General features: G+C 48.3%; 8 protein-coding genes. 4 read left to right on the forward strand and 4 right to left on the reverse strand.

Translation table 11 applies throughout. The features are described 5' to 3' along the window. Window positions 1–87: 87 nt before the first annotated feature. The 4 genes from N774_RS0103570 to N774_RS0103585 form a co-directional block, all read right to left on the reverse strand. A complete protein-coding gene (locus N774_RS0103570) occupies window positions 88–2,979 on the reverse strand; it encodes a family 43 glycosylhydrolase (protein ID WP_024859926.1) in 2,892 nt (963 codons plus the stop codon). Between the two features lie 14 nt (window positions 2,980–2,993). Then, the gene (locus N774_RS0103575; protein WP_024859927.1) at window positions 2,994–3,311 is read right to left on the reverse strand and encodes a TfoX/Sxy family protein; all 318 of its coding nucleotides are present in this window, start codon (window positions 3,309–3,311) and stop codon (window positions 2,994–2,996) included. A gap of 178 nt (window positions 3,312–3,489) precedes the next feature. Further along, entirely contained in the window at window positions 3,490–6,090 is a 2,601-nt protein-coding gene (locus N774_RS16725; protein ID WP_024859928.1) for a glycoside hydrolase family 11 protein, read from the reverse strand. A 227-nt stretch (window positions 6,091–6,317) separates the two neighbouring features. Next, window positions 6,318–7,769: a DUF6937 domain-containing protein gene (locus N774_RS0103585; RefSeq protein ID WP_024859929.1), complete on the reverse strand. Its 1,452-nt coding sequence runs from the start codon at window positions 7,767–7,769 to the stop codon at window positions 6,318–6,320. 114 nt (window positions 7,770–7,883) lie between these two features. Between N774_RS0103585 and N774_RS0103590 the strand changes: the two genes are divergently transcribed. The 4 genes from N774_RS0103590 (at window position 7,884) to N774_RS19710 (ending at window position 12,395) form a co-directional block, all read left to right on the forward strand. Further along, a complete protein-coding gene (locus N774_RS0103590; protein WP_024859930.1) occupies window positions 7,884–8,531 on the forward strand; it encodes a TetR/AcrR family transcriptional regulator in 648 nt (215 codons plus the stop codon). Between the two features lie 5 nt (window positions 8,532–8,536). After that, on the forward strand, window positions 8,537–9,925 hold the full coding sequence (locus N774_RS0103595) for an MFS transporter (RefSeq protein WP_024859931.1): 1,389 nt from the start codon (window positions 8,537–8,539) through the stop codon (window positions 9,923–9,925). After that, the gene (locus N774_RS0103600) at window positions 9,918–11,546 is read left to right on the forward strand and encodes a glycoside hydrolase family 36 protein (RefSeq protein WP_024859932.1); all 1,629 of its coding nucleotides are present in this window, start codon (window positions 9,918–9,920) and stop codon (window positions 11,544–11,546) included. Before N774_RS0103595 ends, N774_RS0103600 begins: the two co-directional genes overlap by 8 nt. A gap of 105 nt (window positions 11,547–11,651) precedes the next feature. Next, a complete protein-coding gene (locus tag N774_RS19710) occupies window positions 11,652–12,395 on the forward strand; it encodes a ComEA family DNA-binding protein (RefSeq protein ID WP_024859933.1) in 744 nt (247 codons plus the stop codon). Window positions 12,396–12,451: the final 56 nt, after the last annotated feature.

Raw genomic sequence — 12,451 nt, forward strand, 5'->3', positions numbered from 1 at the left:
AGGGCTTTTTGTTTTTAGGTTATTTGCGGGACGTCGTGGACGACGTCCCCTATATTTCGAGCGGATAATATCCGCCCCTACAGCGATTCAGTTCACCACAACTGTAGCTGTTACTTGTTTATTTGCCGCAGAAAGCTCTGCTTCGTCACTGAGATTGATGACAGGATCACCGTTTCCGTCAAATACTACTCGCTTTATACGGGCATGTCTGCACGGGTCGTAAAGCGGGTCTTTGTTATATGTGCCGCATTCCTGTGACGCATGGCTGTCGGGACGGGCATGATACACTATTAGAAGATTTCCCATTTCGTCCCTAACAAAGCTGTTATGTCCGGGTCCTGATTTACCCTTTACATCAGCTGTTGAAAGCACAGGCTCTGTCAGCTTTTTCCAGCTCTTTGTATCCATAAGGTCAGAGTTTATATCAGCTTCAAGTCTGCCCACACAATACTCCGAGCCTGTTCCCGAAGCCGAGAAAAATACATAGACCTTTTTGCCGGTCTTGAGAACTGCCGCACCCTCGTTGACGCGGTTGTTCACAAGCTCCCACTTGTATTCGGGCTTGGTAAGAAGTATGGGCTTTGAGGTCAGCTTCCACGGCTGCGACGGGTTTATCTCCGCCATGAACAGTGAGGAATCGCCCTTTATCTCCGCCCATATGACATAGTGCTTGCCGTTGTTCTCGAAATAGGTCATATCAAGGGAAAAGTTTGCAAATGACGAGCTGTCCCCTGCACTTGCCTGCATCTGTCCGCACTCCGTCCAGTTTCCCGTATACGGGTCGCCGTCGCATTTCAGAACGTAGGGACGTATCGCCCAGATATCGCTGCTTGCTCCCGCAGCAAAGAAAATATACCACGAACCGCCTATATAATGCATTTCGGGAGCCCAGATATGCTTTGCAAGTATGCCGCTTGTATGAGCCTTCCATATGGTCTTTTCCTCAGCGGAAGCAAGTCCGCCTACGGTATTGCTCCTGCGCAGGATTATGCGGTCATAGCCCTTGTCCACGCTGCCGTAGGCAGGATAAGACGCTGTAAAATAGTAATATCCGTCACCGCCGTCCACCACATAGGGGTCGGCTCTTTCTTTTATAAAAGGGTCGGCATAAAGCTCCGCACTGGACTTTACTGTACCGCTGACAGTGTAAATGCCTGCCTTGGAGGTATCTATTTTCGCAAGGTCGGAGCTGCTCCAGTCAACGCTCATTTCGCATACTCCGCCGCCTGTATACTCGGCAGTGACCGTCCTCGGCATATCAGCGGTGCCGCCTAAAGCCACATTCACAACGGGAGCTTTCACTCGTGTATTTATTGGAGTAAGCCCTGCCGAAGGATATGCGCTTATGAGAGCGTTGTACTGGTCGCCGTTGATAGGGATAACATATCCGTGACGTGGAGTGAAGTTGAAGCTGTAGCTGTTTCTGCTGACAGTCTTGAAGTTGGTCAGGTCTGTGGTCTCCTGCATTACGTAGTAGCCGTTGCCGTATGCGTCAGACATCATCAGCCACTTGTCAGTTCCGATAAGATTGTAGATATTGGGTCCCTCAACACCGATATCACCCTCGGAGACCTGCTTTATCTCGGTATAAGGACCGCTTGCGTGGTCAGCTATTGCAAGGTAGATACGCTTGTTGGTCTCGTTCTTGTAGTACATATAGTACTTGCCGCCCACGTTGATTATATCGGAGTCGATAGCGTCGTCACCGTTCTTGGGGGCAAAAAGAAGCTGAGGCTGGGTATCCAGTTTCTTCATGTCCTTGCTGTAGGCGTAATACATGATAGTCCTGTCGTCACGCCCGGGAACTCTCGCCGCAAAGTATATCATGTAGGAAGCCTTTTCGGGATCGTATATAGCCTGAGGAGCCCACGCACGGTCAGCTCCCTGCATGAGGGGGTACTTGTTGGCTATCTCAATACTTGTCTCGTCGAACCAGTGCACAAGGTCGGTGGACTTTGCGCTGAGGAGATTGCGGTTGCTGTTCCAGCCCAGTGAAGACTTCATATCCGTAGCAAGCATATAGTAGAATCCGTCCTCGCCCTTGAAGATATAGGGGTCGCGGAGGCACTCAGTTCCCACACTTGACTTCCACACAGCTCCGCCGCCGTTGAGCGCTTTGAAGTTGTAGCCGTCGGTGCTGACTGCATAGGAAAGTCGCTCCTGCTCAGGCGAATTGCCGAGGAAGTATGCGAAGAGATAAGCCACATCAGGCTTCTCGGTGGAAATAGTGCTGTAGGTCTGTATATCAGCATCTCTGCCGAGGATATAGCTTGTGAGCAGAACCAAGTCCGCAGTATTTACAGCTCCGTCGCCGTTCATATCAGCGATCGAAGCCATGGTATCGTCAAAGCTGCTGATAACTCCGCGCTGCATGATGATTCGGTCGAAGCTGTCAACGGTACCGTCAAAGTTAAGGTCGCCGCGGACGAATTTGAAGTCGCCGTCTACGGGGCGGATATAGAACTTCTGACCCTCGCCCTTCCAGTAGTCCCACTGGTCGATATTGGCGCCGTTTTCGTAGCTTATGTCGTACACGTCAAGAGCCGCATTGCCCGAGCACTCAGCCGTGATATAATATGCGTCGTCAGTACGGTGAAGTATGAAATGCTGAGCCGCCGTGTCCTTGTATTCCGAGAGATAGATATTATTGCCGTCGGTGGAGTCGCCGTTCTCAACAGTCAGAGCAAGGCTTCTGTCTTTGCCCGAAAGTATACAGCATTTTCCTTCCCCTGCACTCTCGATACGCCATACCTGCGAGCTGTCCCCAAGCTTTTCCCACTGGTGGACGTTTCCGTCACTTGCTGCGGTTATGTACTTGCCGCTGAGACGAACCATGATAGTATAATCAGCTCCGCTTATGACCTCGCCGTACTCGTCGGCGAAGTCAGCCGTCACTGCCGCCTGCGCAGTAACGGGACAAGCCGTCATAGCCAGTGCAGCCGCTCCTGCGGCGGCAAGCAGCCTTTTCAGTACCTTCATTCCCAAAACCTCCTCTATTTATGCTTTTTCTTAGGCAATGGCAGTTCAACCACCATAGCCTCAAATAATTCCCGTAAAAACTCCTTGTTCTCGATGTCCTCAACAAGGAGCATCTCCTTTGCGCCTTCATATGGTATTTCAAACGATACATCGGGCATGAGCTTCCTTGCATTCGCTGTATTTTTTACAAGGAACCTGTCATCATAAATTCCGCCTATTACTCTGCCCTGATAGTAGATGATGTACTCTCCCATCATTGCTCTGTAGGTTATGTCGCTGAGCGCCGAGAGCTGTTCCAGTACAAATTCAAGATAATCCTTTGATGAAGCCATTTGCGGTACTCCTTTTATAATATCATATCAAAAGACGGGCTGTCGAGGACGCCAGTCCCTTCTAATCACTCTAATTTTATACTATTTTCTCCTAAAAATCAATAGTTTTTTTGTGCTTTTTCATATCTTATGGCACAAAAAAGCTCCGCCATAACGACGGAGCTTTTAATGCTAAGTTTTACTTTACGAGACCGATGCCCCAGATAGTGAAGCTTCCGCTTCCGCTTATGGAAACATCAAGCTCGCCCGAGGTCTCCTGATAGTAGCCCAGCTCTGCATCGGGACCGCCCCATGTGTACTGCTTGTTACCGTTTACCTTTGTGGTCTTGCCGTTTACAGTAACATTGATGCTGCCCATGCCTGAGCTGTTAGCCTTGAATACAATGATAAGACCCTTACCCTCTGTCTTGAACTTCATCGGGCTGCCGCCGTTGAGAGTGTATGAGTAAGGCAGTGAGTTATAGCCTGTTCCTGCCTTCCATGAACCCGCATTGAAGTTTGTGAGTGTCTTCGGATCAACATTTACGCATGAAGCGTACTCTGCCCCGTAAACGTACTTTGTAGGCTGTGTGTAGCCTGCGGACTGGTTCTCGCTCTTTAATGCCTGACGAACATAGTAAGCCATACAGTCTGCTACAAGCTGTCCGCCCTTCTGATGTGGGTGGTACTCGTCTGTGTAGTAGTCGCTTGCCTGGAGGAATTTGCTGTTGAACGCCTTTGTAAGAGCGTCGTCCATGCTGATTACAGGGATATCGAAGTTCTTACCGATAGGATACATCTGTGCCTGACTTGAGAAGCCGCCCTTTGAACGTGTGATAACGATACCAACGGCAGGCTCGTTAGGCATATCAAGGAACTTCTTGATACAGCTCTCGAAGCACTTCTTGTACATGATATCCTCATGGTCGTTTACGGAGAATTCGAGGAATATGATGTCAGGATTCTGGGATACGATGTCCTTTTCGCTGCGGACAAGTCCCACAACGGAAGATGTACCCGAAAGACCTGCGTTAACTTCCTTGAAGCTGCCCTTTGCAAATGTGGTCTTGAGGTAGTTGGAGAAAGGTGTTGTATAGTTCTTGCCCTCGGTGATAGAACCGCCGAGGTATGCTATTGTGAGAGGCTGACCGCTTTCAGCTGCTGCCAGCTTCTGTGTGAGTCTGTAAGTGTTGCCCATATGCTTTATGGAGCTCTTGTAGAAGTCGATGTACTGAGCCGAAGCTGTCTCCTTGTAGTTATCCCACTTGGAGGTGTCGTAATCGGGCTTCTCGGGCTCTGGCGGCTCGGGCCATTCACTTATCTTGCCGATAACAAATGACTGGATAAGAACCAGATCTGCTGTTTCAAGCTTGCCGTTCTGATCAACATCGGCAGCCTTTAAGTCTGAGCCTGCTGCGGTGCCTGCAATGAGCTCATTTCTGACTGTTACAAGGTCGAATGAATCGATAGCGCCGTCGAAGTTTGCATCGCCGAGAATAACTGTCTTGGGACCGTCTGCGCCCTTGATCTCTGTACCCGACTTAGCTCCGATAGCCTCATCGATATAGAAGTCGATGTCGGTGTCAACTGTCTCAACGTACATCTGGAGATCGGTTGCGCCTGCGGGGATAGTATAGCTTGGATTAGCGAGCTGTACCCAGTCGCCTGCTGTTGTGGTTGCAGAAGCTATCTCGTCGTACTGTGCGCCCGAACCGTCGTTATACTGGAGAGTCAGCTTGAACTTCTCCTCAGAACCACCGCTCTTGTACATAGCGTTTACAGCAAAGCTGTAGGTCTCGCCCGGCTTGAATGTAGATGTGCTAAGTGTCTTTACAGCGCCGTTCCAGTTGGCAGTTCTGCCAGAAACGCTCAGTGAGCCTGCGCCTGCAAACTTCTCAGATGTTGAAACGTCAACAGAAGCAGCGCCTCTGCCTGTCCAGTCGCCCACAGTACTGTCAAAGGTATCATTGAAGTAGTAGCCGTTCTCGTCGGGCTCTGTGACCGTATTTGGCTGATCTGTACCGGGATCGGGATTTGTTCCGTCGTCCTCGTAGTTTTCGTAAACTCTTACGCTCTTGACATTTGCAGAGCCGTTTGACCTGTAGCCCTCAATATTAAGGGATACCTCATAGAGAGTACCCGACATGTCAAGACCAGCCTTTGACCATGCGTCGAAGTGCTTGCCAACATGTATAGTACCCTTCATGTTGTTCTGAACATTGTCCCTTGAACCGCTTGTCTGACGGACGCTCCAGTACTGAGGGAATGTCTGCGTACCGTCAAGTGAAGGCTGATTGTAGCGCATTGTCTTGGCAATATCATAGGTATTGCCGTCGAGAGTGACCGTGCCCTTTTTCTCGCCGTCAGCGCCGGGACGCCAGCTGCCCCAGCCCTCAACGATGTAGTACTCCATGAGAGGCTTTCTTGTCCAACCGTAAACGCACATATAGGAATTTCCTCTCGGCGAATACTCAACATCGTAGGTAAGGACGATGTTGCTGCCTATGTCCTTGTAGTTGAGCTTCTTGCTGTCGTAGTTCTTACCCATGCGCGCAAGGAAATTCTCGATGTTGCTCCATGAACAGGTAAAGGAACCTGCGCTTGGTTTCATAGAGACCTGTCCCTGACCGTTCTGGTTCCACATCTCATAATCGTAGCCGCCTATGTTGCCTCTGTCCTGTGCATCGGCTGCCTTAGCCGATAACATGCCTATTTCGGGGAATGCTGTATTGCCTACTAACAGCATTGCTGACGCTGTAACAGCAGAAAGCACTTTCCCGAAAACATTTGAATGTTTCATTAGTATCACTCCTTTGAAAATTTCAAATTTTCCCAATCATATTATACTTTACCCAATGTAATAAGACAACCTACTATTTACATATCAGGTGGACATTCCGCAGGTCAAGAGTAAAATTCAGCGTTTTAAACATTGTTGATCATACCATTTTGTGCACATAATACAATGATATCAAAATAAAAACCGCGCCCCATACTAAAAAGTACAGGAGCGCGTTTTGCAATCTTTTATTTCTTGCCCACAGCAAGCTCAACAGCACGGTATGCGCCGTCATAAACGCCTGCTTTCTTGGCTGTGACGATGTGTCCGCACATCTTCACGATGATATCCCTGCCGTGCTGTATCATATCTATCATGGCAGCGGTCTCGGCAGCTGTCGAGCACTCATAGGTACCGTCGCCTACCTCCGCAGAGCGGATAGCGCCCCACGCTTCATGGCCGCCCACACGTTTTATCATAAGCTTGGGTATGGGGTAAAACGCCAGTTCGCTGGGCTTTGTTATGAGCACGTCGCTGCACCTCATAAGCAGATTCGTGGAGTAAACTGCTGCAAAAATATCCGAATGGCAGAATGCGTGTATGCCGCTGACCTCGCCGCCGCAGGCTTTTTCGCAGAAGCTTGTTGTCTCATCAAAATCGTCGAAATGCTCATGCATCAAAGGCTTTATCTGTGGCACTGCTTTTACAAGCTCATGCCACACCTTTGCATGGTCTCCCACATTTATGAAAAGCACAGCCTTTTTCGCCCTGATAGCAGGCATAAGCTTGCGTATAACAGCGATGAATATCTCCTTCTGGGCACCTGCTCCGCCTACGGACATGAGCCAGCGAACAGGCTTTTTGTCATTGACTCTGTCTATGCGCTTCTGACAGTCTGCTTCGATATTGCTTACAAGCTCATGGTCGATGTAATGTCCTGTATAGACAATGACGTCCTTGGGCATAGGCTTCAGCTGACGCTTCCTGTCCATGCCGCGAAGAGCTCTGTAGCCGAGATATGAGGACGGAGTCTGTACTGTATGGACAGCTCCCTCGGACAGATGAAGTCCCATTGGCCAGTTGTCGGGGATCGCGTTCACCACATGGGTAAGTCCTGCGTGTACCGCAGCCTGTGAGGGCCATACATGAGTTGCCACATAGGGTATATCCTTTGGCAGTTCACTGAATACTGCCGTCATAAGTTCCGCAGTCTTCTGGTCGGAGCTGTTATAGGTAAGCTTGCGGAAGCCCTCGCTGTTAAGAGGCTCCCACACAAGCTTGTTGAAAAGCGCAAAGCGCTGTGATAGTCTGGAGCCCAGTGAATACAGCTCATTCTGCTCTGCAATGACCTTGCCGCAGGTAGCTTCCTTGAAGGAGTGCAGGTCGAACCAATAGGGCGTATAGCCCATGGCATGAGCTGCCGAGGCTATTGCCATGGATATCCTGTAATGTCCGAAGCCCATACGTATATTGCCTATGACAAGGCTCTTGTCATCAAATTTGCAGGTGCTTTCCTTACCTATTACGATCTGACGTACTCCGAGGGACTTTCCCACCGCAGGTGCTTCAACGTCGGCAAGGTGGTATACAGCGTCGGAATCGTCGCCGTATTTATCAATGAATTTTGCTTTTGTCTTAACTGCCTTTTTATAGGCTTTTCGGGATATTTCATTGCCAAAGATAAATTTAGATCTGTCCATAAAAATACCTCCAAGGTCTTGACAAAACGCGTAAAATATGATACAATTATTTTAACAATGATAGACAGTCTATCATCTGATATATAGTCTATCACAAAAAAGGAGGTTTGTCAAGTGGAAAACGCATTTTCGCAGGATAATTTGAAAAATCAACGATTCGACAAGGCCGTTGAAGTCAGCGCTCAGCTCTTCCTCAAAAACGGCATCGAGTCTGTAAAAATGACTGATATCGCTGAAGAAAGCGGCATCGGCGTAGCTACTCTTTATCGCTATTTCGGCACAAAAAACGGCATAACCATCGCTGCTATGACCTATATGTGGAATGAGCTCAACAAGATGTTCAGCGGCATTTTTGAGTCCGATGTATTTCTTGCTCAGAGCGGCATAAAGCAGGTCAGCGACCTGATGAGAATGTTCACCGTTCTCTACGAGGCACACCCGGGGTTCATGAAGCTTCTCTCGGAATTCGACCTCATGCTCATATCCGAAAATATCCCCAAGCATGAGCTGAAAAACTACGAGAAATCAATAATAAACTTCTACCCTGTCTTTGAAAAATCCTATATGACAGGAGTCGCTGACGGCACTGTCCGCGAGATACCCAATGTTCGTCTTTTTTATCTTTCCTACGCACATACGCTTATGGAGCTCAGCAAAAAGCTCATTCAGGGTGAGCTTCTCCCGGGTGACGATTTTTCTCATGCCGTGGACGAGCTCAGCACTATCATAGAGGCAGCCGTTTTCTTCCTTAGAAAGGAGTGAACTCCATGGAGAACAAAAAAGTTGCGACAAATAAGATACTATGGATATTTGCAATCGGTCAGCTGGGCTGGTCGCTGCTGTCGGGCATAATCTCAAACTGGCTGGTATTCTTCTATCAGCCCAGTCAGGAGGAGCTCGCCAAGGGACAGCTACAGTTCATACCAAAGGGCACCTTCATAGGTCTCACCGCTATCGGTATCATCACAGCTTTCGGACGTATCTTCGACGCTGTGACAGACCCCCTCGTTGCAGGAAAGTCCGACTCTCTAAAGCACAAATGGGGCAGACGTATCCCATTCATGCGCTTTGCGGCTATCCCCTTTGGCGCAGTCACAGTTCTCATGTTCATCTCTCCATTTGAAGCAGGAAGCTTCGGAAACGCAGTAACGCTGTTCATCTTCGCAATGATGTTCTACTTCTGCATGACCTGCTACTGCACGCCCTATAACGCTCTTATACCCGAGCTTGGCAGTACTCAGAACGCACGCATAAATCTTTCCACATTCATATCTGTGACCTATTTCTTCGGTACTGCCGTGGCATACCTCGTACCAAATATTGCAGGCATGTTCCTTGAAAGCATGGGCTATGCTGGTAGCTACCGCATAACTATAGCAATACTTGCGGCTGTTGCTGTAATATGTATGCTCGTTCCTGCTTTTCTTATCGACGAAAATCAGTACGCGGACACTACTCCCAGCAAGAGCTCCGCTTTCAGCTCTCTCCTTGCTACATTCAAGAACAAAGACTTCCGCATATTCGTATGCTCGGATATACTCTACTGGGTAGGTCTTACACTTTTCCAGACAGGTCTTTCATTCTATATAACAGTTCTTCTGGGACTGGATTCAAAAATGACCTTCCCACTGTTCGCAATAATGACAGCTGCATCGCTGGCATTTTATCCTGCTGTCAATATCTTCTCAAAGAAGCTTGGCAAAAAGAAGCTCATCGCATTCGCGTTCCTGTTCTTCTCCTTTGCCTTTCTCGTTACCGCAGGGGCAGGCCTTATCGGCATACCTGCTATAGCATACGGTATCATCATAGCTGTTCTGGCAGCTGTGCCAATGGCTATACTTGGCATACTCCCACAGGCTGTAGTTGCGGATATATCCGAGGCTGACAAGCTTGATACCGGCGAGAGCAGACAGGGTATGTTCTACGCTGCACGTACATTTGCATTCAAGCTGGGACAGTCCCTTGCAATGCTCATGTTCACAAGCATAGCCCTTATAGGCTCAGATATTGAAAAGGGTCAGTCGGGCTACGGTCTCGGCTACAGACTTACAGCTCTTTTAGCAGCAGCTCTCTGTCTGCTTGGCGGAATAGTTTTCCTGAAATACAACGAGAAAAAGGTCATCACACGTATCGAGGAGGGGCAGAAAAATGCTTAAATTCAAATCCCTGCAATTTCTTTACAACGACGGCGAAAACGACTTCATGGCTATTACTTCCAGCTCTGTGTGCAACGAGCGCATGAAGCTTGAGGTAAATACCGAGGGCGATGTGTTTTCAGTAAAGCTGACCGCTAATTCCGAGATAACCATTCAGAAGCTGTGCGCCGAATTTGAGTACGAATTCAAGGACAATGACAAAATACTCCTAAACGGCTATCAGTCGTGGACGGACTCCGTTGAGCATACTGTTGACGGCAAAATGCGGGGCATCAGCCATATTCCCTGTGCTATCCGTGAAAAGTACGCCTTTTCGCAGTACGGCGATTATAATTTTGCCGATTACGGCGATAATATGCACGGCTGGTCATACGGCTATATCCGCAATGATGATAAATACATATTTATCGGCTCCCTTGCAGAAGATACAGGCTTCACACAGCTTATCACACAGGTGGACAAGGGACTGATCAGCCTCAAAAAAGACTGCGAAGGTATTGCTGTCAGCGGCGAGTGGTGCGCATTGAAGGCGCTGCTCACAGAGGGCGGAGAGAACGAGGTATTTGACAGGTATTTCTCAGAGCTTGGAGTGAAGCCGCGTGCAGCAGAGCCTATATTCGGCTACACAAGCTGGTACAATCACTATCAGGATATCGACCGGAATACCATAAAAGATGACCTTAACGGTCTGAACGCCCTCACCGTAAAAGCAGACGTCTTTCAGATCGACGACGGCTGGCAGACCGCTGTGGGCGACTGGCTGGCAGTTGATATCGTAAAATTCCCCGATGGCATGAAAAAGACAGCCAATGATATAAAAGACGCAGGCCTCATTCCAGGCATATGGCTGGCGCCATTCGTGTGTGAGGAAAACTCCGCCATATTCCGCTACAATAAGGAATGGCTCCTCCTTGATGACAGTCTGGAATACGTAAGGGGCGGCTCAAACTGGAGCGGATTCTATGCGCTGGATATCTACAATCCCGAGGTTCGGGAATACATAAAATTCGTAATTGAAACCATTGTAAACGAATGGGGCTATAAGCTTCTGAAGCTGGACTTTCTCTATGCCGCATGCATAGTTCCCCGCCGCGACAAGACACGCGGTCAGATAATGGCAGAGGCTATGGACTTCCTCCGTGAATGTGCAGGCAATGCAATGATACTTGCCTGCGGAGTCCCCCTTGCTTCCGCATTCGGAAAGGTGGAATACTGCCGTATCGGCTGCGATGTAAGTCTGGACTGGAATGACAAGCTCCACATGAGACTTATGCACCGAGAGCGCATCAGCACTAAGAATACTATCCTCAACACAGTGTTCCGCAGACAGCTCAACGGACGTGCTTTTCTCAATGACCCCGACGTTTTTCTGCTGAGGCCCTGCAACAATTCACTCTCCCCCGAGCAGAAAAAATGCCTTGCAGAGGTAAACGCACTTATGGGAAGCGTTCTCTTTACCTCAGATAACTTCTATGACTATACCGAAGCCGAGACAAAAGAGCTGGCAAAAATACTGAAAATAAGAGACGCAAAGATTATTTCGGCAGACCTTGACAATGACATCCTTTCTCTCAGGTTCAGAATAGGTGAAAAGAAATACATTAAACGATACGATATGTGACAGATCAGGCTGACCTTCCACGGAAAGTCAGCCTGTATCCTTGACTATGATTTGTCGATTTTTGTCGCATATCATCGAGCTTTGTATTTTAAAGGAGTGATATATTTGAAAGGCGGAAGAGCTTTCATAAAATATCTGCTCTTTGTGCTTTTTATCATCGCAGTGATCTGCGCTGCCATATTCTTCTTTCACATCACAGAAAACACTCAAAAACCAACAAGCATTACAATAACACCTTATGATGATACTCCGACAGAATATACCAATGTATCATCTGTAAAAACATCAGCAAGTTCAAGAACTACCGCCTCAAAAACAACAATCCATACATCTGTCTCAGCAGCTGCCACAACTGCCTGCGGGATCGTCAGCCTTGATATCAATACCGCTTCCGCTGACGAGCTTAAAAAGCTGAAGGGCATTGGCGACGTGCTTGCACAGGAGATAATAAGCTACCGCGAAAGCAGCGGCGGCTTCAGGAATATCGAAGAGATAATGAACGTTAAGGGTATCGGTGAGAGTATTTTTGCTGATATACGCGATCACATATATGTAGCTGATCCCGTTTACGACACCCGCGACGAAACTCCCGTCAGCAAAGAACCTGCGGAAGAGGAGCCCAACGAGGAAGAACACACACCGACTCTTGAAGAACTGGCTCCAATAAATATCAATACAGCAGACAGGGACATTCTCCTTATGCTTCCTCATGTGGACGAAGATACCGCAGACAGGATGATCGAGTTCAGAGAAAGCACAGGCGGATTCAGAAACGAATATGAGCTTCTGCTCATTGAAGGACTCTCACACAGTGACGTCGATGATATAATACAGTTCATAACCATATAAAACACGCTCCCCACATATCTATGGAGAGCGTGTTTTTTTTGATATTATTTTATGCT

Source organism: Ruminococcus flavefaciens AE3010, assembly GCF_000526795.1.
Classification (GTDB): domain Bacteria; phylum Bacillota; class Clostridia; order Oscillospirales; family Ruminococcaceae; genus Ruminococcus; species Ruminococcus flavefaciens_D.

What these genes read in the sequence shown, in the direction of transcription:
- N774_RS16725 (WP_024859928.1), bottom strand. Translation starts at nt 6,090, where the DNA reads ATGAAACATTCAAATGTTTTCGGGAAAGTGCTTTCTGCTGTTACAGCG.
- N774_RS0103595 (WP_024859931.1), top strand. Translation starts at nt 8,537, where the DNA reads ATGGAGAACAAAAAAGTTGCGACAAATAAGATACTATGGATATTTGCA.
- N774_RS0103585 (WP_024859929.1), bottom strand. Translation starts at nt 7,769, where the DNA reads ATGGACAGATCTAAATTTATCTTTGGCAATGAAATATCCCGAAAAGCC.
- N774_RS0103575 (WP_024859927.1), bottom strand. Translation starts at nt 3,311, where the DNA reads ATGGCTTCATCAAAGGATTATCTTGAATTTGTACTGGAACAGCTCTCG.
- N774_RS0103570 (WP_024859926.1), bottom strand. Translation starts at nt 2,979, where the DNA reads ATGAAGGTACTGAAAAGGCTGCTTGCCGCCGCAGGAGCGGCTGCACTG.
- N774_RS0103600 (WP_024859932.1), top strand. Translation starts at nt 9,918, where the DNA reads ATGCTTAAATTCAAATCCCTGCAATTTCTTTACAACGACGGCGAAAAC.